Source organism: Roseobacter sp. HKCCD5988, from assembly GCF_037830355.1.
GTDB lineage: Bacteria > Pseudomonadota > Alphaproteobacteria > Rhodobacterales > Rhodobacteraceae > M30B80.
This window is the reverse complement of record NZ_JBBLYJ010000001.1, coordinates 552,831-573,108: the sequence shown is the minus strand read 5'-3', so window position 1 is coordinate 573,108 and position 20,278 is coordinate 552,831. Positions and strand designations below refer to the sequence as shown.

Here is a 20,278-nt window from a genome sequence, read left to right as displayed (position 1 = left end):
CATGACTCATATTCTTGCAATTGACCAAGGCACCACCTCGACCCGCGCGATTGTTTACGATGCTGGGTTTGATGCCCTTGCACAGGCGCAAGAGGAGTTTACCCAACACTACCCGCGCTCGGGCTGGGTCGAGCATGACCCGATGGATTTGTGGCAGACCACGCAAAATTGCATCACATCCGCCTTGCGCGATGCCGAGACATCCGCAACGGCGATTGCGGCCATCGGCATCACCAATCAACGTGAAACCGTGCTTCTGTGGGATCGCAAAACGAGCGCGCCCTTGCACAATGCCATCGTTTGGCAAGACCGCCGCACAGCGGATCGCTGCGCAACTTTGCGTGCCGCAGGGCATGAAGAGATGATCACCGCCAAAACAGGACTTGTGCTTGATCCATATTTCTCAGCCAGCAAATTGGCATGGATGTTAGATGAAATCCCAGATGCCCGCAGACGCGCCGAGGCGGGCGAATTGGCCTTTGGCACAGTGGACACTTGGCTGATTTGGCATCTGACGGGGGGCGCGGCCCATGTGACCGATGTGACCAATGCCGCGCGCACGATGCTGTTCGACATCCACAGCCTTGAGTGGTGCGAAGATATCCTTTCGCTTTTTAATATCCCCCGCGCAGTCCTGCCGAATGTTCTCGATTGTGACGCGCATTTCGGGACGACCGCAAAGGATGTCATCGGCGCAGAAATTCCGATCCGCGCCGTTGCGGGTGACCAACAGGCCGCAACAATTGGCCAAGCTTGTTTTGACAAAGGCATGGCCAAAGTCACTTATGGCACTGGGTGCTTTGCGCTGATGAACACAGGCACAACTGCTGTCCCCTCGAAGAATAAACTTTTGACCACCATCGCTTATCGCATGGATGGGCAAACGGCCTATGCGCTAGAGGGCTCCATCTATATTGCGGGCGCGGTGGTGCAGTGGTTGCGCGATGGGTTGGGCATCATCGCCTCGGCGGCAGAGACACAAGACATGGCCAAAGCCGCAGATAATGGACAAGCCATCACGCTTGTGCCCGCTTTTACGGGTTTGGCCGCACCCTATTGGAATTCCGAATGCCGTGGGGCCGTGTTCGGTCTGTCGCGCAACACAGGGCCGAATGAATTGGCGCGCGCCGCACTTCAATCCGTGGGCTTGCAAACCCGTGATCTGATGGAGGCTATGGCCGCCGATATGGCGGCTTTGCAAACGGGCCAAACGGTTCTGCGGGTGGATGGCGGCATGAGCGCGTCAGACTACACCCTGCAATATGTGGCCGATATTCTGAATGCGCCAGTCGATCGACCCACGCACCTCGAGACGACCGCCCGCGGCGTTGCGTGGTTGGCAGGCTACAAGGCAGGCCTTTACCCAGACCAAGCAGGCTTCAGAAAAACTTGGGCCATAGATCGTCAATTCGCGCCCAAGATGAATGCGGATACGCGCAATTCAGATTATGCGCGCTGGCAAAGGGCGGTTGCTGCGGCCATCGCAGCGGGGGCTTAGTAGTTTGCGTAAGCTTAGGCCTTAATACGAACAATCAGCAGTGGCACAGCCACGCTCAAAATCAGCAGGCGTACCACGTGATGCGCTGCAACCAAAGCAGGCTCAAGGCCTGTGCTGACTGCCAAAGCCGCCATGATTTCCACACCCCCCGGTGCGAATGCTAGAAGCAGCACCGAAGGGGGCAACCCGATCAGTCTGGCCGCAATGATAGCGCCAAGTGCCGCCACCGCGCAGGACACGAGCGTCCCCACCGCCCCCGCCGCCAAGGCCCCCAACAAGCCTTTGCGATCCAGCCCCCGAAATCGCGTGCCAATCAAGCAACCCATCACCACAAAGGCCAGTGAGGTCAGCCAGATCGGCAAATTGCCTGGCGTCAGGTTCGCCCCATGGCCAATGGCTGATGCGGCCATCGCGCCCAATAAAAGCGGCGCAGGTATCGAAAACCGTTTAAAGATAAGACCCAGAGCTAAGGCCGCCGCGACAACAACCGCAGCCGCCAAAAGGCTGATGGCCCCGTGATCCACGACATAGGCCGTGCCTGTCATCCCCCAAAGCGAGATCAGCAAGGGCACACAGAGGGTCAGCAACAAAACCCGCGTGGCCTGTACCAAAGCCACTCGCGCCACATCCACGCCCATTGAGGTCGACAACCCAAGAACATAGCTGAGATGCCCGGGCGTGGCGGCGAGAGTCGCAGTCACTACATCATAGCCAAAACCGCGCATCAAGATGGCCCGCAGCGCAAAAATCAGCACAACCAAAGTGACCGCCAAAATGGCCAAGGATATTGGCCATGTCAGCGCAGTCTCAATCACCTCAGGTGTGACAGTGCTGCCAATCGAGACGCCAATCACCACGAACACCACATCGCGCAGGGGCAAGGGGATTAAACTTTTCAACCCCAACATCGTGGCAACCGAAACAGCCGCAGCAGGCCCAGTCAGCATATAGGCAGGAAACCCAATCAACCAAAAAAGCCCAGCCCCTGCCGCGCCAAGCGCAAGCGTGGGCAGAGTTTCTTTGACAATGCGTTGAGCGGTCGGACGCACCCGATGGGCCTTTGCAATTTTCAACAAAAGGGGGCGCGGATTATCCCTGCGCCCGATTACTTATGTTTAGCGCCGATCAATCGCCATCTGCAACACCAGCCTGACGCAAGCGCGCGCGGCGGGCGCGATAGGCAGGCACAAAAACCAGACCCACCGCAAGGATCAACAACCCCAGGGTCATTGGACGTTCGAGGATAAAGCCAAATCCACGATAAAGCTGCATAGCGCGGGCAAAATTATCCTCCATCATCGTGCCAAGGATGAACCCAATCAGAAGCGGGGCAAGGGGATAATCCGAAAAGCGCAAGATCGTAGCAACCACCCCAAAACCCACCAAGATCAGCAATTCAGTCGCATTGTTTTGGCCGATATAGCTGCCCATCAACGTGAAGAACAAAATGAACGGGATCAGATAGGCCCGCGGGATCGTCAACAGTTTGGCGATATAGGGGATAAGCGGCAGGTTCAGAACCAAAAGAACCAGATTGCCAATATACATCGAGATAATAACCGCCCAGAACACATCAGGCTCATCGGTCATCAATCTTGGGCCAGGGGTGACATTAAGGGCGATCAACGCACCAAGCAAAATCGCAGTTGTCCCAGAGCCAGGAATACCCAAAGTCAGCAGTGGCACGAAAGAGCCCGTGCAAGCCGCGTTATTCGCTGTCTCGGGTGCGGCCAAACCTTTGATTGAGCCTTTACCGAATTCTGCCTGCTCTTCGCCTTTGGCGATGTTGCGCTCAACCGCATATCCCAAAAAGGATGCAATCGTGGCCCCAGCCCCCGGTAGAACACCGATGAAAAACCCTTGCACCGATTGCCGCCCGATGACGGGCGCGATTTTACGCGCCTCGTCTTTGGTGATGCGCAGATCTTTGATCTCGCCGCCCGAACCACTTTGCGCACCGCGCGCAGGATTCAAGACCAAAAACAGCGCCTCAGGCAGGGCGAACATGGCCATCGCGAGGGTGATGAAGGAAAACCCCGATTGCAATTCCATGATCCCAAAGGTGAAGCGCGGCATATTGGACAAGGCCCCTTCACCGACAGTGCCCATGATAAGGCCAAGAATGGTCATCATCAGCGCCTTGGCGACTTGCCCTGTGCCCGCAAAGGCGGCAATGGCCGAAAGCCCAACAACCATAAGCGCGAAATATTCCGCCGAATGGAACAAAAGCGCGACCGAGGACAGCGCAGGTGCAAAGATCATCAACAAGATCGCGCCGATTGTGCCCCCTGCAAAGGACGCAATGGCTGCAATCGTCAGCGCCTTACCCGCTTGACCCTTTTGCGCCATCGGGTATCCATCAAAGGCGGTGGCAACTGTTCCCGCGACCCCCGGCGCATTGAGCAAAATTGACGAGGTCGACCCGCCAAAAATCGCGCCATAATAGACGCCAGACAACAAGATCAAAGCGCCCGTTGGATCGCCCAATCCAATCGCGACAGGGATCATAATCGCAATAATCGACATTGGCCCGAGACCGGGCAACATACCGATAATGGTGCCAATCACGCAGCCAAACACGACCATCGCAAGGTGAAAGGGCGTTATTGCGGCCGCAAGGCCAAGAAGCAAACCTTCAAGCATGATGCGTCCCCCTCACATCAAAAACGCAGGCCAAGGGCGCAGGAAAATACCCAGCACCTCCTGCACAAGATACCAGATCGTGCCTGCGGCAATCGCGGCCACAGGTATAAGAATGTGAAATTTCCGCTCGCCTAAGATGAACCCACCTAGCGCAAGGAAAAGAATGGTCGCCCCCACAAACCCCGCTGGGCGCAGAAGGAGGGCATAAGCTACCATCAGCGCCAAAAGCGACAGGGCTTGGCCGATATTGTAATCCCCAAGACGGCGGTGATCGATATCTTCGGCACTTTGTTCTTTTGTTATATCTGCTTCGGCTGTCTTTTCGGGCTTGCCAAAAAACAGCACAACCAAGCCCACAATCACCCCAAGCACGCTCAGGATTTTTGGAAATGTTGATGGCCAAATCGGATTACGCTGCAAAATTGCAGGCAAGAGATGATCCATCGTGAAAAACGCAGCATAGCCATAGATGCAGCATAGCGCCACAAAGGCCAATGCAATCCAACGTTCTAAGGCCATAAACGCCCCCTTTTTCTCAGCCAAATTTGTGGGTCTGTTGCACGGAAGGGCCGCCGCGAAATGAGGCAGCCCTTCCATAGATCAATCGCGCAAAACGCGCTTATCCTCTTAGAGGAAGCCCAACTCGCGCATCAGATCACCGATCTGCTGCTCTTGTGCTTCGAGGAAGCTTTGGAACTCAGTGCCGGGACGATAAATATTCACCAGACCCATACGGCCGCGCACTTCTTCCCACTCAGGGGTTTCCATCATCGCCGCCAACATCGCTTGGTAAGCTTCAACTTTTTCTTGCGCCATGCCAGGTGCGGCGAAGAACCCGCGCCAGTTCACGAATTGCGCATCAATACCCTGCTCAGCGAAGGTTGGCGCGTCTGCATAGGCAGGAACGCGGTCAGGGGCGGTCACGCCCAATATGCGGACCTCACCCTGCTCGGCCAAAGCAACCGCTTCGGAAAAGCCTGTGGACAGCGCATCAATCTCGCCCGACAGCAAGCCCGCCATCGCCTCACCACCGGCGTCATAACCGATATAGTTAAACGCAGTGGGATCTTCGTCCGCAGCCTGCATTACAATCGCTGCGACCAAATGATCCATACCGCCAGGAACCGAACCCCCACCAATGGCAAAATCCATCGGCGCTTCGCGGTATGAAGCCAATGCATCTTCCATCGATTTCAGCGGGCTATCTGCAGTTACAACCAATGCCGCGTAGTCACCCACTGTGCCTGCGATCAAGGTCAGGTCACGGAAGCTTTGAGAAATCTCGCCCGTCAAAGCGCGGATGACGATGGGGGTTGAGTTTACCATCAATGTGCCATCGCTTGAGGCTGCATTTTCGATCAAATGCGCAATGGCGACGCCGCCGCCACCGCCTGACATGTTTTCAAATGTGGCATTGCCCACAAGACCAGAATTGACCAACGCCTCGCCTGTGCCGCGCGCTGTGCCATCCCAACCACCGCCAGCACCGCCGGGGATGAGGAAGTGAACCTGATCCATCATTTGATGCCCGCCCGCATTGGACATGCCCGAGAATGCAAGCGTAGCAGTTGCAGCCGCGATCATAGCGCGGCGTGTCCACCCAAAGGTGTTCATAGTGTATTCCTCCCATTTGACAGGCGATCCTCCACCGCCATAAACTCACCCGACCACAGAAAGCTGACACGAGCCTGACACGCAGGACTAAAATATCAGCCCACCTGTTGTGGGAATAGTCAGGGAAAGGCCACGCGCCTAATGCGCTATCTGCTTGTAGAGGATAACGAGGAATTGGCCGAAGCGGTGGTCAAACGTCTGGTCTTGGACGGCCATGCGGTCGATCACGCCCCAGATTTGGCCCATGCGCGCGCTTGCCTCGCAGATGCCAGCTACGATCTGATCTTGCTTGATGTGATGCTTCCCGATGGCGATGGTCGCGCATTTTTGGCGCAAAGCCGCATCCACATCGAAACGCCCGTGATCATGTTAACCGCCCGCAGCCAAGTGTCGGATCGGGTCGGCGCCCTTGACCAAGGGGCCGATGACTACATCACGAAACCCTTCGATTTTTCCGAATTAGAAGCGCGGTGCCGCGCCGTTTTGCGCCGCCGCGGCGGGGCCGCGCGCAATGATATCGCGCTTGGCCAAACCATCTTTGACCCGCTTGCAGGCACGCTACGCCATGACGCCCATGCCATAGAATTGCGCAGCCGCGAATTGCGTCTTTTGGAAGTGTTCGTGCGCCATCAAGGACAGATTTTATCAAAGGCGCAATTGATGGACAGGCTGTTTTCCTATGATGCAGAGATCACAGAAAACGCGATTGAGGTCTATGTGGGCCGCTTGCGCCGCCGTCTTGCGGGAACGGATATTCACATCGAGACTGTGCGCGGCATTGGGTATCGGATGGAGGTGAAAACCCCGTGAGCGAGGCGCAACAGGGCACAGGTTCCATTGGTCGGCGATTAACGCTCTATCTCGCGATTGTAGCGGCGCTGTTGTCATTGCTGTCTTGGGGGATGGTTGCGGGGTTCGCCCGCCAAGCCGCCGAAGAAACCCAAGATAACGTCTTGGCCGCTGCTGTGACTGCAATCGCCGAAACCCTGCGCAGCGAGCAGGGCGAATTGCGGCTTGAACTGCCCTATTCTGCGTTTTCCATGCTCGGCGCGATTAGCGAGGATCGAGTTTTTTATCGGGTCAACGCGAATGGCGCATTGCTGACAGGCTATGCAGATCTTCCCGTTGCCACTGACCCTAACACCCGCGCAGGCGAGGTCAGTTTTGCAACGCAATCTTATCGCGGCGAAGATTTGCGACTGGCCACTCTCTCGCGCCGTATATTGGCGGGAAATCAACCGACATTGGTGATCGTCACAGTCGGACAAACCCGCGAAGGCATTGCCGCCATCGCGCTTGACCTCTCGCGTCAAGCAGGCCTGTTGTCGATTGCCTTTTTCTTGGTCGCGGTGCTGCTGTCCTTTTTTGCCGCCCGCACATCATTGCGGCCCTTGAACGAGATTGCAGGGGCTGTCTCGCGGCGCGGGCCATCCGATTTGCGCCCCCTGGGCCGCCCCGCCCCTGAGGAATTGGCGCCGCTCATTGCCGCGCTCAATCGCTTCATGGATCGATTGGGGCAATCCATTCGCCGCTCGGAAGAGTTTATTCTAGAGGCCGCGCATCGCGTCCGCACGCCTTTGGCAACTGTTCGGGTGCAAGCGGATCTTGCCTTGCGCAACGCCTCAGGCGAGGCTGAACGCAACCGCCTGCGCCAGATGATCCGCGCGATTGACGAAAGCTCCCGTTCGGCGGGACAGCTTTTGGATCACGCGACTGTGGCCTTCCGCGCGGATGATCTTCTGCGCGATCATGTCTCGCTCAAAAGTTTGGCTGCCCAAACGGCGACTGCAATGACCCCCACGGCAAGCATGAAGGATATCGACATTGACCTGAAAGCCGAGGACATCATCGTTGCAGGTGATGCGGTGCTGCTCGACAGCGCGTTGCGCAATATTCTCGACAACGCCATCAAATATTCGCCTGAAGACACCACCATATCAATTTGCGTGGAGACCAAAGGGGGCTATGGCTACATCACTGTGCGCGATGAGGGCACAGGGCTAGGCGATGAACCTGCCGAAGTTCTCACACAGCGTTTCAAACGAGGACGCAACACCGAAAACATTGTGGGATCAGGATTGGGCCTTACCATTGCCGCTGATGTTTTGGCCGCCCATGGCGGGCGCTTAGAATTGTCAAATAATAAGGAAGGAAAGGGCACATGCGCCTCGCTTGTCTTACCCTTGCTTTAAGTCTGTGGATCAGCCCTGCAACCGCCTTTGAACCAGAGGATTTCCTACGCATCGAAGGCACTGGCGACAGGGTTTTGCGGATACTCTCCACCGCTGATTTGGACGTCTTCACACCCTATCTCGAAGCGTTTCATCGCGCCAATCCAACCTTAGATTTGGAATATACGGTTGCCTCCTCTGCGGATTTGCATCGTGAGATCAGTTCAGGCGCGGTCTATGACGTGGCCATTTCATCGGCGATGGATTTGCAATTCCAACTGGCCAATGATGGGCTGACACAACGCTATCGCTCGCCCATGACACAAAGCTTGCCAGACTGGGCCACATGGCGTGATGTCATTTTCGCATTCACGACCGAGCCCGCGGTGGTCTTGGTTTCGACTGAATATTTTGAGGGGCTATCCATTCCGCAGTCGCGGCAGGATTTGATCGAAGTTTTACGCGACAACCCAGCACGTTTCGCAGGGTCTATCGGCACCTATGATGTGCGGGACAGTGGGCTTGGCTATCTGTTTGCCACGCAGGAAGCCCGTGCCACAGATGCCTATTGGAGACTCTCCGAAGTGATGGGCCGTCTCAACCCCACGCTCTATTGCTGTTCAAGCCAAATGATTGAGGATGTGATGAGTGGCAAACTGGCCCTCGCCTATAATGTCTTGGGCAGTTACGTGGCCGAACGATTGGCCGATCAATCCGAAGGTCGTGTGCAAATTCTACGGATGACCGATTTTTCCAACGTGATATTGCGCACCGCCTTGATCCCAATCACGGCGCAGAATCCAAAAGATGCCGGGGCGTTTATTGATGCGCTGCTCAGTATCGCCCTGCGCGATGGGGCCGAGGGTTGGCCCCTTCCGCCGCTCAATGACACATCGCCTGCTGCGTCTAGCGCAGGATTTGGGCCTATTCGGATCGGGCCCGCCCTGATGGTCTATCTTGACCCGCTCAATCGGCGCAATTTCTTGGCCGAATGGGAAAACGCGATTGTGCAACAATAACGCTAGCCTGCAAAACTCCACCTTTGCAAAACGGAAATCGCATAGGCCTGCGAGAGGTTTGTGAGCGCCGCGCTTGATCCCTCGGCCTCTAGACCCAAAGCCTCGAAATGACCGCAAGATTGACAGGTGATCTTTGTCGCATCCATCGCGACATCGCTTGCCCCACATTCAGGACAAATGGCGGCAACATCATCATTGAACATGAACTCTCCTCCTCCCCTAGCCTGCGGCCAAAATGGGGGCCTGCGGGCGGCGACTGCGCGTCAAAAGCCACACAATTATCGCCACATTAAACCCGTTCCACAAAATACCGTTGATGAATGCTATCTGATAGCTGCCTGTTACATCGAAAATCCACCCCGACATCCAACCGCCAAGCGCCATGCCCACAATCGTCATCATGATCACAAATCCAACCCGCTGACCTGCTTCACGGGCGGGCATGTATTCGCGCACAATCAAGGCGTAGGACGGAACAATACCGCCCTGTGCCAAACCAAAAATCAAGCTGACAACATAAAGCGACACAAGCCCATCATAGGGCAGGTAAAAAAACAGCGCCGTCATTTGTAAAACCGACCCAATCAAGAGGGTGCGCACACCACCCAAACGATCAGCGACTAAGCCTGAAATGATGCGGCTGACCACACCACCCAGAAGCATCAGCGACAGCATCTCGGCCCCCACGGCAGGGCCATATCCAAGGCCCACGCAGTAAGATACGATATGCACCTGCGGCATCGACATGGCCACACAGCAGGCCACGCCCGCAAAGCCCAGCAGATATTGCAACTGGCGCGAGGACAGGCCAACCGAATTTGCCTTGGCGCGCGACATTGCCTCGGACTGGGCATGGGCGGTTTCTGGCAGTTTGCGCCGCAACGCGAATGAAAGCGGGATGATCCCCACAAGCGCAATCACTGCAAGGGTGAGGTAGACAGCCCGCCATCCATCCTCGGCCAAGATCCCAGAAAGAACCATCGGCCAAATCGCGCCAGACAGGTAATTGCCACTGGCCACCAAGGCCACGGCAATCCCGCGGCGGCGCAAGAACCAATGCGATATATCCGCCAATAAAGGGCCAAAGCCCGCAGCCGTTCCAAGGCCCAAAATCAGGTGGATCAGGGATAGCGTGTAAATGCTGCTTGCAAGAGTGGAGAGAGCGAACCCTGCCGCGATCATGACGGCTGCCAAAGAGAGGGCAATCGTGACACCAAAACGATCCACTAAGCGGCCCACCAAAAGATTGCCTGCGCCAAAACCGACCATTGTCATCGTGTAGGGCAAGGACGAGGCCGCGCGCAGCGATCCAAATTCCGCCTCAACCGCAGGCATGATCACGATAATGGCCCACATGCCCACATTAGCAATCATCGCAATCGCCAAGGTGATGGCGAGCCTACCCCAAGAATAGGCGCTATCATGAATATTGCTTTGCATGGATCAGACCTGTTCACATCGCGCAGATCTAACGCTATCGCCATTCCAAAATGAGCGCCAACAAAAGTTGCATCTGCCCGCCATTCGTGGCGATATGGCCAAATCACGCGCGAAGAGAAAGACGAGGCGATATGTCCTTAAGCCCGACCCAAAACCAAGCCCCGCTCAAATTGGGGCTGATCGGTGACAATATCAAACAATCCAGCGCCCCGCGTTTGCACCGAATTGCAGGCCACCTGAACGCCCGCGCGGTCAGCTATGATCTCTTGATCCCGCCTGAACGCGAGGAAACCTTTCATGAGGTCTTTGAGACCGCGCAAATTGAAGGCTATTCAGGGCTCAACATCACCTATCCCTATAAAGAAAAAGTGGTGCCACTTGTGCAACTGGCCGATCCCATGTTGGACGCGGTTGGGGCCGTGAACACCGTTCTTTTCACGGCCCAAGGGCCCATTGGCTATAACACAGATTACACCGGCTTTAAGGCCGCCTATCAGGCCACGCGGGGCGATGACGCGCCAAGCGAGGTGCTGATCATCGGGTCAGGTGGGGCGGGACGCGCGATTGCCTTTGGCCTTGCAGATTTAGGGGCAAGCGCGTTGCATCTGGTTGATACAGATTTGGCTAAAGCCGATGGCCTAAAGCGTGATCTGGCGCGTGGGTTTCCGACATTGCAGGTCACAACGATGCGCGAGGTGTCCAAGCTGCCGCCTGAGATCACGGGCCTTGTGAACGCAACGCCAATTGGCATGGTTGGCTATGGCGGCACCCCGCTGCCGGCTGCGCATATGCGAGAGGCAAAATGGGTGTTTGACGCGGTCTATACCCCACTTGAGACCCCGTTCCTCAAAGATGCAGCGGCGCTTGGTCTAGAAATCATTTCTGGGTGGGAATTATTCTTTTATCAAGGCGTGCACGCATGGGCACATTTTTCGGGCGGCAGCGTGGATGAGGCCGCGTTGCGCGCGGCGCTGTTGCAAGCCTAATTCAAGATGGGCTCAAATCCGATCAGGGCGCTAATCGGTGCATAGTCATCTGTCAGAACGCGCGGCTGCTTATCAGCCACAATCTGCGCCACGAAGGCATCATCGAGGGGTTGAAAGATCATTGGATCAGGCGACCCCGCCGTGAGGCGAGAGACAGGACTTGGTGTTTCGCCACACAGAAGAACAAAAATCCGCCGCTCACCCATGCTTGGCCCACGTGCCTCTGTCCAGACTTCGACACTTCGGAAAACCGCCTGCAAGGTCACAATCATCGCCGCTAGAGCATCCATGCGGTCAACATTGTCGATCAAGTTCATTGCAAAGACCCCGCCATCCGTCAGGCGGCTTGCAACCAATTCAAAAAATTCCTGCGTGATCAAATGTTCGGGCACGGCAATATCGGTGAAAGCATCCCCAATGATCACATCATAGCGCGTGGGGGTATTGCGCAGCGCCATACGCGCGTCTTCATGCAGCACGGTGACTTGATCTGCAGGGAGCCAGAAATCATCAATCGCCACCTGCGTGACGGCGGGGTCTATCTCGGCCACCGTGATTTGCCCTAAACCATGCGCGGCCCATCCCCGCGGGACGGAAAAGGATCCGCCGCCGATATGGAAGGATGAGAAATCCTTCTCCCCCATCCGCATGCGCGGCAGCGCGTCCAACATTGCAGCATGATCGGTTTGCATCTGGCGCGGCTCCGCCTCGCCGCTGATGCCATGAGCAAGGTGATCCAAAACCATCAGATGAACGCGCGCGCCCTCGGCATCAGAAAGTGTCACTGTGCGGATACAGAAATATTCGCTTTCCTCGTCACAAATCGCTGGCAGGCTGAGGGTCTGATAGCCGAGCCCCACAAGCGCCAGACATGCCGCGAACCCAAGACCAAGATCGCGCCCTCTAACCCGTGCCAACGCAAAGCAGACGACCGCCGCAAGCGCATAAATCACAGCAATGACCATCAAGGTGGTCATCGAGCCTAAGCGCGGAACAAAGAAAAACCCTGCAAGCAAAGTGCCGAAAATCGCCCCAATCGCCCCAGTTGCGAACATAACCCCCAAGACGCGTTCAGACTGGCTGTGCCCACGCATTGCAACAACCGTCAAAACAGGCGCAGGGATGCCCGCAAATAGTGAAGGCAAGAAAAACGCGACCATGCTTAGGGCGGTGATGGCGGCGAGGGGATGGCTGAAGGCCTCAATCAGCGGTCCTTCAAACCCGCGCAACATCAGACTTGCCGCAGCGGTGGTCAAAGCGGCTGAAACCATCGTCCATGCGGTTTGGCGCAATGCATTTTGACTGTCATGCGCAGCGATGCGACCGCCCCACCAATGACCCACGGAAAAGCCCGCCAGAACAACCGCAATAGTGGCTGTCCATGTGTAGAGGCTCATCCCGACATAGGGCGCGATCATACGGCCTGCGACAATTTCCACCACAAGGCTTGATGCAGAAATCGCCGCCTGCAGCACAACCATGATCCAAAGGTATTTTCCTGTGCCTGCCACCCGATCGCACCTCGCTTGAGACTGACTGTCGCGCCATCGAGGAAAATTTACACCAGCCCCGCAAAGGCACAAGCCAGATAAAGCAAAAGCGGCAAGGTTTCCCCTGCCGCTTCGCGTTTTAAGTCATGCTCACCTGTGAGCTTATTTTGAGCTCTTTCCCGACATGCCGCCAGAAACCTCTTCCGTGGATTCCGCACTGAGTTCTGCGGGCAGCACGAGGTTTAAGATAATCGCGATGAGGGCCGCAGGCAAAATGCCCGAGGTGGCCAAGATTTTCATCGTGCTTGGCAGATATTGCAGTGCGTCAGGTTCAAGCTGCAAACCAAGCCCCAAGGACAAGGCAATCGCAAAAATCACCATATTGCGGCGGTTCCAATTCACATCAGACAGCATCGAGATGCCTGCAGCGACAACCATACCGAACATGACGATCACACCACCGCCCAAAACCTCAATTGGCACAGAGGAAATCACCGCGCCCACCTTTGGCACCAAGCCACAAAGAATAAGGAATATTGCGCCGATCGTGACAACCGCGCGGCTCATCACGCCCGTCATCGCAATCAGGCCCACATTCTGTGAGAAGGATGTGTTCGGCAATGCCCCGAACAAGCCAGACACAGCCGTGCCCAGACCATCGGCAAAAGTCGCGCCTTGGATTTCCTTATCGGTCGCTTCGCGGTTCGCACCCCCTTTGGTGATCCCTGACACATCGCCCACTGTTTCCACGGCGGAAACAAAGGACATGGCACAAAAGCCGATGATTGCGGCGACCGAAAACTCTAACCCAAAGTGGAGCGGGTTTGGCATCGCAAAGCTTGCTGCACGGCCAACATTGCCCAAATTCACTTGCCCCAAGGCAAAGGCCACCGCGTAGCCCGCCAAAAGGCCAACCAAAACGGCCGAGACAGACAGCATCCCACGCGCAAAGAATTTCAGCCCCAAGGTCACAAGGATCACTGTGCCCGCCATGAGCCAGTTCAGACTAGAGCCGTATTCCTCGGTTCCAATTGCAGGCACACCGCCCGCAGCATATTGGATGCCAACCTTAACAAGTGCCAAACCAATCATCGTGACAACAAGGCCCGTCACCAAGGGCGGCAAGGCAAAGCGCAAGCGGCCAATGAACAGGCCTAGGAAGGCATGGAACAAACCGCCGACCAAAATGCCGCCCATCAAAACGGCAATCGCGTCAACGCCCTTGCCGGCGACCAAGGGGATCATGATCGGAATAAAGGCAAAGCTCGTTCCTTGGACAATCGGCAGCCGCGCGCCAACAGGGCCAAATCCAATGGTTTGGAACAAAGTGGCGATGCCCGCGAAGAACATCGACATTTGGATCATATAGATCATCTGCGGAAAATCAGGGCTGTTTGAGCCAAAGCCAAACCCAGCCGCACCGCAAACAATGATGGCGGGTGTCACATTCGAGACAAACATCGCCAAAACGTGTTGAATTCCAAGTGGCACCGCCTGCGTCAAAGGCGGCGTGTAATTCGGATCGCGCAGCTGCTCTGGCGTTCCAATTGATGCGTCTGACATCTTTTAGTCCCTCCCTTTTCGATGCTTTGGCGGCTCCTCCTCCGACAAAGTCTCATCGAATGTTCGCGCTTCGCGCTTAGCGCCGCCCGACCTGTGGGCGGAACGACAGACCATGACCCAAAAGTCATGGCTCAAATCGCAGGCTAAATCAGAAACTGAAGATTTATTTTCAAAAAAAACAAAAAGCTGTCACAAACAAGGTCTGGCAGAGGTTTTTGCGCTGAAATCATTGAGAAAATTTCGCTTTCGGCCTTACTGCCAGCGCAAACCCCTATCCGACAAGCGGCGCTGCACGCGGGCGGGATAGTCAGAACAGATCGCGTCCACCCCAAAATCAATCATGCGATCGATATCTACGGTTTGATTTACTGTCCAAACAACAACGCCCAAATCTAAGCTTTGCGCATAGGCCACATCTGCTGCGGTGATATCCGCGAAATGCGGGCACCATAGCGCGCCACCTTCCGCCTTGATATGAGCGGGAATATCGGGCGGCAATTGAAACTGGGGCTCGGATGCAATCGACAAATAAGACCGCGGGATTTCTGGCGCTTGTGCCTTACACTCCGCCAAAATGGCCCAATCAAAACTGTGCAAGACGGTCTGCCCGACCACATGAGTGCTACGGATCACATCCAAAACTGCCGCAACAAAATACGCCCGCGCGGCGGTATTTTGGGCAAGCACGGGATCAGATTTTATCTCCAGAAGCAGACGCGCCGCGGCGTGTTCAGGCCGCGAAATAAGGGCGCATAAGTCGGCCAATCGCGGCACTTGTAACTCATCAACCTGCGCCTGATCGGGAAAGGCCGCGCCATAGGCGCTCTGCCCATCAATTTTACCAACCTCATAGCGACAGAGGTCTGTATAGCTCAAATCACGGATTGGCATCTCATTTGTGATGAACTGTCCTGTTTCGTCCCGAAAAGTTGCGGCGTGCAGCGTGGGATTATGCGTAATGACGGGGATGTCATCGCCCGTCAGCACCACATCAAACTCAAGTAACGGCACTCCTGCGGCCAGCGTATAATCAAAACCAAGCATTGTATTTTCGGGAAACACACCGCGCGCGCCCCGATGGCCAACGATACGGATCAGCCCTGACAATTTGCGAAAATCTGCCACCGCATCGCCCATCACGCGCCCTGACATTTCCTGTAACGTCTACGTCTTGCCTAGCACCCCGCAGCCATTGCTTGCAATCAGCCAAGTGGCGCTTATTGTTTCGCGCAGTAAAACAAGAAAGTAACGATCACATGACCCATTATCGCATTCTGTTGGCCTGTATCATCCTTGCAGGCTGTGGCGTGCCATTTGTGCCCTTGGTCTAGGGGCCAGTCGGGAAAGGGACGAGATGGAACAAGACCCCAAAACCCTTTTGCTTTTTGGCGATTCCAATACCCATGGCACTGGGCCTTTAACTGTGCTTGGGCAGCAAGAGCGCTATCCCCTTGCGCAAAGATGGCCAACCCTTTTGGCGCAAAAACTTGGGGCCACATGGCGCGTGATTGATGAAGGCTTGCCCGGTCGCACGACTTTGCATGATGACCCAGTGGAAGGGCCGCATAAGAATGGCGCGGCGGCATTACTTGGGATTTTAGAAAGCCACAGCCCAATTGATACGGTGGTGGTGAAACTTGGCACCAATGACCTAAAGCCGCGCTTTTCTGTCAATGCTTTCGATATTGCACAGTCTGTAGGTAAACTCGTGCGTATCATCCGCACCTCTGGCTGCGGGCCTGCGCGTGGTGTCCCGCGGGTGATTGTTGTCTGCCCTCCACAGATTGAGGAACGGGGGGTTTTGGCGGAAATGTTCCGTGGCGGCGCTGCGAAATCAGTGGGCCTATCGCCCGCCATGGCCGAAATGGCGGCACGCGAGGGCGTGGATTTGGTCGATCTAACAGGCGCGGTGACGGTTTCATCCGTGGATGGCATCCACTATGAAGCCACGCAAATGCCCCGCATTGCCGAGCTGATTTTTGCAGCCATTCAAAACTGAATATCGGATAAGAGAGACGCAATGGCATCGAATTGGTTGGCGGTAGATTGGGGCACATCGCATCTGCGCATTTGGTGGATCAACGCCGAAGGATCGGTTTTGGCGCAGCGCCACTCCTCCGATGGTATGGGCAACCTTCGCCCTGACGGATTCGAGGCCGCCCTCGTAGAATTGGCGGGCGATCTTTTGCCCGCATCTGAAAAAACTACGGTTTTGATATGCGGCATGGCGGGCGCACGCCAAGGATGGGCAGAAGCGCCCTATGTCGCGACCCCTTGCCCCCCGCCCTCTGTCGCCGCAGCCGTCAAAGTAGATACCACCGACCCCCGCTTGGCCGCCCATATTATTCCTGGGATCAAGCAAGAGCGTCCCGCAGATGTAATGCGCGGAGAGGAGACGCAAATCACGGGGTTTTTAGACGAGTATCCAAATTTTGATGGCATCCTTTGCCTGCCTGGCACGCATTGCAAATGGGTGCAGATCAGCGCAGGCGAGATCGTCAGCTTTCGCACCTTCATGACAGGGGAATTGTTCGGCCTGTTAGAGCAGGCCTCGGTTCTGCGCCATTCCGTGGGCGGCGGGGGCTGGGACAGCGCCACCTTTCTTGCCGCTTTGGATGAGGCAATCGCCCATCCTGCACTGGTGTCGGCCAATCTCTTTTCCATCCGCGCCGAGGGGTTGCTTCATGGGGCTGACACGAATGCGGCCCGCGCACGCCTATCTGGTCTGTTGATCGGTCAGGAATTGGCGGGCGCCAAACCCTACTGGCTGGGCCAAGATATCCGTGTGATTGGGACGGGCGGCATTGCAGATGCCTATCACGAGGCCCTTACCGCCCAAGGGGCAAGTGTCATCAAAATTTCTGGCGAGGGCATGGCCCTGAGCGGGTTAAAGGCCGCGTATAAATCCTTTTTAGAGGCTGCAGAATGAGCCGCAACATTATTGCCATTTTACGGGGCCTTCGGCCTGAGACTGCGCTCTCCATAACGGATGCACTGATTGCGGCAGAGATCACTCGGATCGAAGTGCCGTTAAACTCGCCAGACCCGTTTGACAGTATCGCGGCCATGGTTGCCCATGCACAGGGGCGCGCCCTTATCGGCGCAGGCACCGTCCTAGACGTAGCAGCCGTTGATCGCTTAGCGCAGATCGGTGCGAAAATGGTGGTATCACCCGATACAAACCCCGCGGTGATTGAAGCCACAAAGGCACAAGGGATGCTGTCTTATCCGGGTGCATTTACTGCGACCGAATGCTTGACCGCGTTGCGGCATGGCGCAGACGGGTTGAAACTCTTTCCTGCCTTCAAGCTTGGGGTGGATGGCTATAAGGCCCTAGCCGCCGTTCTGCCGAAATCGGTTGAAACCTATGCTGTGGGTGGCGTTGGTCCCGCAGATTTTGCCGCATGGCAGGCCGCAGGGATCACTGGTTTTGGCCTTGGTTCGCACCTGTTCAAACCTGATTATGACGCAATCAAAGTTGGCCATTTGGCGAAAGAATGCGTGACGGCCTATGATGCGGCCTTCGGGTGAAAATATCTGAGGGGACAGGGCGGGGAGATACCCCCGCCCCTTTTGCCAAACATCAGGCGGCGTTTTTATCCAAGGCATAAGCCCCAGCGCCATGCGCGAAGAACATCAAGAATGCACCTGCGATAGAGAAGTTCTTGAGGAACATGATCATCTGTATCTGATCGGAAAAATTGTTGTGATACAGCACTGCTGTAACAACACAGAAGGCCGCGCCTGCCAATGCGACAAGACGCAATTTGAACCCCACCAATAGGGAGGCCCCCACCAAAATCTCGAAGATAATCGCAGGCCACGCCAAGAACGCCGGCAAACCACCCATCGTGACATAGCCTGCAAAGCCTTGCACATCGGCAAGCTTGCCCAGACCTGCCATTAGGAAAAATCCACCAATGAACACGCGCGCGATCAGCGGCGCAAATTTTTCAAGCTGCTGCATGAGAAATCCATCCTTTTCCAAAAGCCATTCGCGGCTTGGCGCGGACATAAACACAGCGTTCAGCGGTCGGATATTCCAAAAGAATTGACGCGCTTTGTGCAAATACGCACAGAGAGAGGGCTTTACAGATTTAAAAATTATATCTGACCTTTTGCATGCAGCGAGTGACGGGCCCGTCATCCCTGCATTCAAGAGATGCGGTTTCTATGGGATTGCCTTTGTGGTTGAATGATTGGCCATCAGACTGGCAAATTACTGGCGGATGCAGATGATTTGCTCTTGCCTCTTGCGCTGCAATACCGACAAAACTTTACACGAGTTAAATTTCAAAAATGCCCCTTTTACGCTCAAATCCACAGATGCCGGCATTCAGCCAGTGGGAAAAGGATGTCGAAGATGTATCTTGGGATCGATTTGGGAACTTCGGCTGTAAAGCTTTGTGTCATTGATGCTGAGGGAAATCTGACCGCGCAAAGCAGCAAAGATTTGCCCATTTCGCATCCGTTTGATGGGGCAAGCGAGCAAAATTGCGAGGATTGGTGGGAGGCAACACGCGCCTGCATCAAGACATTAGATCCCGCGCTTCGCGCCGCCATCAAGGCGATTGGCCTATCTGGCCAGATGCATGGTGCCGTTGTGCTAGACGCGCAACGCAAACCTGTGCGGCCCGTGATTTTATGGAATGACGCCCGTGCAGATGTTGAATGTTCCGATATCATCGCGGCCGATCCGTCAGCCGCGCAACGCGCAGGCGTTTTGCCAATGCCGGGTTTTACGGCGCCAAAAATCTTGTGGTTGTCACGTCATGAGCCCGAGGCCCACGCCAAGATCCGCCATGTGATGTTGCCCAAAGATTATATCGGGCTCTGCCTGCATGGCGAATGTGTGACCGACCCATCAGACGCCGCAGGCACATCATGGTTTGACGAGGCCGCGCGGTGTTGGTCTGCGCGGCTTTGTGAGCTGACCGCAACCGAACCTGCTTGGCTGCCCCGCGTCCTGCATGGCACCGATGTGGCTGGCACGCTTTTGCCCGACATCGCCACCGATCTGGGTCTAACGCCTGACATTCCTGTGGCGGCAGGGGCAGGCGATGGTGCGGCGGGGGCAGTCGGTCTTGGTGCCGTGCAAGCAGGTGATGGGTTTATCTCGCTTGGCACCTCGGGGCAGCTTTTTGTGACCACGGATGCCTATCGCCCAAATATCGAAAATCGCATTCACGCCTATGCCCATACAGTGCCCGATCACTGGTTTCAGATGGCCGCAATGTTGAATGGCGCACGCCCGATGGCGTGGCTGGCCGATCTATTAAACCGCCCCATTGATCTTCTCTTGGCCGAAGCGGCCGAGGCACGGCCAGGCCCACTTTTCCTGCCCTACCTGACGGGGGAGCGCACACCGCATGGAGACACTACAATACGCGGGGGATTTGCCAATCTGGGCGAGGGCATGAGCCAAGGCAGCTTGATGCGCGCTGTTCTTGAGGCGATCGCCTTTTCTTTTGCAGATGCGGCCGAGGCCTTTGCAAAAGCAGGCACAACACCAACCTCACTCTTGGCCATTGGCGGGGGCACCCGCAGTGATTTGTTGATGCAAATGATCGCAGATGTGACAGGAATTACACTAGGTCGCAGCGATGAGGCCGTTGTGGGCCCTGCCCTTGGAGCCGCACGGCTTGCGCTTTTGGCCTGCGGCGACAAACTTATGGATGCAGTGATGCAGCGCCCCACTGTCCGTCATTGGTTCAAACCGATGGGGGCAATCGATCACAGCACGCAGATACGCCTTCAGGCATATCGCGCATTATATCCCGCATTGCGAACGGTTCAGCAAAAACTGAGGTAAGGAAGGTGCAATTCTACCAACCGCGAGCGGATCGCACAGGGC

19 protein-coding genes are annotated in these 20,278 nt (G+C 55.9%); 9 read left to right on the top strand and 10 right to left on the bottom strand.

The annotated features are described in order from the left end of the window. The first annotated feature begins 1 nt into the window (after position 1). Positions 2 to 1,498: a glycerol kinase GlpK gene (gene glpK / locus AAC636_RS02885; protein ID WP_340300349.1), complete on the top strand. Its 1,497-nt coding sequence runs from the start codon at positions 2 to 4 to the stop codon at positions 1,496 to 1,498. 14 nt (positions 1,499 to 1,512) lie between these two features. Here the strand turns inward: glpK and AAC636_RS02880 are convergent, their stop codons facing one another. The 4 genes from AAC636_RS02880 to AAC636_RS02865 form a co-directional block, all read right to left on the bottom strand. Further along, complete coding sequence (locus AAC636_RS02880) at positions 1,513 to 2,547, bottom strand: AbrB family transcriptional regulator (protein WP_340300348.1); 1,035 nt, start codon at positions 2,545 to 2,547, stop codon at positions 1,513 to 1,515. Positions 2,548 to 2,623: 76 nt separating this feature from the next. Then, positions 2,624 to 4,141 (bottom strand): tripartite tricarboxylate transporter permease, encoded by a 1,518-nt coding sequence (locus AAC636_RS02875; RefSeq protein WP_340300347.1) that lies wholly within the window; start codon positions 4,139 to 4,141, stop codon positions 2,624 to 2,626. 12 nt (positions 4,142 to 4,153) lie between these two features. Beyond that, positions 4,154 to 4,660, bottom strand: a complete 507-nt coding sequence (locus AAC636_RS02870) for a tripartite tricarboxylate transporter TctB family protein (RefSeq protein WP_340300346.1) — start codon at positions 4,658 to 4,660, stop codon at positions 4,154 to 4,156. Positions 4,661 to 4,768: 108 nt separating this feature from the next. After that, on the bottom strand, positions 4,769 to 5,755 hold the full coding sequence (locus AAC636_RS02865; RefSeq protein ID WP_340300345.1) for a tripartite tricarboxylate transporter substrate binding protein: 987 nt from the start codon (positions 5,753 to 5,755) through the stop codon (positions 4,769 to 4,771). A 141-nt stretch (positions 5,756 to 5,896) separates the two neighbouring features. Here AAC636_RS02865 and AAC636_RS02860 point away from each other — a divergent pair, with 141 nt between their 5' ends. The 3 genes from AAC636_RS02860 to AAC636_RS02850 are packed head-to-tail and all read left to right on the top strand — an operon-like array spanning position 5,897 to position 8,945. After that, positions 5,897 to 6,565 (top strand): response regulator transcription factor, encoded by a 669-nt coding sequence (locus AAC636_RS02860; RefSeq protein WP_340300344.1) that lies wholly within the window; start codon positions 5,897 to 5,899, stop codon positions 6,563 to 6,565. Further along, the gene (locus tag AAC636_RS02855; RefSeq protein ID WP_340300343.1) at positions 6,562 to 7,947 is read left to right on the top strand and encodes a sensor histidine kinase; all 1,386 of its coding nucleotides are present in this window, start codon (positions 6,562 to 6,564) and stop codon (positions 7,945 to 7,947) included. Before AAC636_RS02860 ends, AAC636_RS02855 begins: the two co-directional genes overlap by 4 nt. Next, a complete protein-coding gene (locus AAC636_RS02850) occupies positions 7,917 to 8,945 on the top strand; it encodes an ABC transporter substrate-binding protein (RefSeq protein WP_340300342.1) in 1,029 nt (342 codons plus the stop codon). The genes AAC636_RS02855 and AAC636_RS02850 overlap by 31 nt, the downstream gene beginning before the upstream one ends. 2 nt (positions 8,946 to 8,947) lie before the next feature. Here AAC636_RS02850 and AAC636_RS02845 read toward each other — a convergent pair whose 3' ends face one another. Together AAC636_RS02845 and AAC636_RS02840 are read right to left on the bottom strand one after the other, a co-directional pair. Further along, positions 8,948 to 9,148 (bottom strand): hypothetical protein, encoded by a 201-nt coding sequence (locus AAC636_RS02845; protein ID WP_340300341.1) that lies wholly within the window; start codon positions 9,146 to 9,148, stop codon positions 8,948 to 8,950. A 16-nt stretch (positions 9,149 to 9,164) separates the two neighbouring features. Next, positions 9,165 to 10,385: an MFS transporter gene (locus AAC636_RS02840; protein WP_340300340.1), complete on the bottom strand. Its 1,221-nt coding sequence runs from the start codon at positions 10,383 to 10,385 to the stop codon at positions 9,165 to 9,167. A gap of 131 nt (positions 10,386 to 10,516) precedes the next feature. Here AAC636_RS02840 and AAC636_RS02835 point away from each other — a divergent pair, with 131 nt between their 5' ends. Then, complete coding sequence (locus AAC636_RS02835) at positions 10,517 to 11,371, top strand: shikimate dehydrogenase family protein (protein WP_340300339.1); 855 nt, start codon at positions 10,517 to 10,519, stop codon at positions 11,369 to 11,371. On the opposite strand, the gene AAC636_RS02830 is transcribed toward AAC636_RS02835, so the two are convergent. The 3 genes from AAC636_RS02830 to AAC636_RS02820 form a co-directional block, all read right to left on the bottom strand. After that, entirely contained in the window at positions 11,368 to 12,882 is a 1,515-nt protein-coding gene (locus tag AAC636_RS02830; protein ID WP_340300338.1) for a fused MFS/spermidine synthase, read from the bottom strand. The two genes, AAC636_RS02835 and AAC636_RS02830, sit on opposite strands and share 4 nt — an antisense overlap. A 141-nt stretch (positions 12,883 to 13,023) precedes the next feature. Then, positions 13,024 to 14,424 (bottom strand): uracil-xanthine permease family protein, encoded by a 1,401-nt coding sequence (locus tag AAC636_RS02825; protein ID WP_340300337.1) that lies wholly within the window; start codon positions 14,422 to 14,424, stop codon positions 13,024 to 13,026. 252 nt (positions 14,425 to 14,676) lie between these two features. Beyond that, positions 14,677 to 15,576 (bottom strand): glycerophosphodiester phosphodiesterase family protein, encoded by a 900-nt coding sequence (locus AAC636_RS02820; protein ID WP_340300336.1) that lies wholly within the window; start codon positions 15,574 to 15,576, stop codon positions 14,677 to 14,679. Between the two features lie 202 nt (positions 15,577 to 15,778). On the opposite strand from AAC636_RS02820, the gene AAC636_RS02815 reads away from it, so the two are divergent. Genes AAC636_RS02815 through AAC636_RS02805 form a run of 3 tightly spaced genes read left to right on the top strand, consistent with a single transcriptional unit; the run spans position 15,779 to position 17,955 of the window. Next, positions 15,779 to 16,423, top strand: a complete 645-nt coding sequence (locus AAC636_RS02815; protein ID WP_340300335.1) for an SGNH/GDSL hydrolase family protein — start codon at positions 15,779 to 15,781, stop codon at positions 16,421 to 16,423. Positions 16,424 to 16,444: 21 nt separating this feature from the next. Continuing rightward, positions 16,445 to 17,353, top strand: a complete 909-nt coding sequence (locus AAC636_RS02810; RefSeq protein WP_340300334.1) for a 2-dehydro-3-deoxygalactonokinase — start codon at positions 16,445 to 16,447, stop codon at positions 17,351 to 17,353. Continuing rightward, a complete protein-coding gene (locus AAC636_RS02805; protein WP_340300333.1) occupies positions 17,350 to 17,955 on the top strand; it encodes a 2-dehydro-3-deoxy-6-phosphogalactonate aldolase in 606 nt (201 codons plus the stop codon). The genes AAC636_RS02810 and AAC636_RS02805 overlap by 4 nt, the downstream gene beginning before the upstream one ends. Positions 17,956 to 18,007: 52 nt before the next feature. Here the strand turns inward: AAC636_RS02805 and AAC636_RS02800 are convergent, their stop codons facing one another. After that, the gene (locus tag AAC636_RS02800; RefSeq protein ID WP_340300332.1) at positions 18,008 to 18,439 is read right to left on the bottom strand and encodes a DoxX family protein; all 432 of its coding nucleotides are present in this window, start codon (positions 18,437 to 18,439) and stop codon (positions 18,008 to 18,010) included. 348 nt (positions 18,440 to 18,787) lie between these two features. On the opposite strand from AAC636_RS02800, the gene xylB reads away from it, so the two are divergent. Beyond that, positions 18,788 to 20,236: a xylulokinase gene (gene xylB / locus AAC636_RS02795; RefSeq protein ID WP_340300331.1), complete on the top strand. Its 1,449-nt coding sequence runs from the start codon at positions 18,788 to 18,790 to the stop codon at positions 20,234 to 20,236. The last annotated feature ends 42 nt before the right edge of the window (positions 20,237 to 20,278 follow it).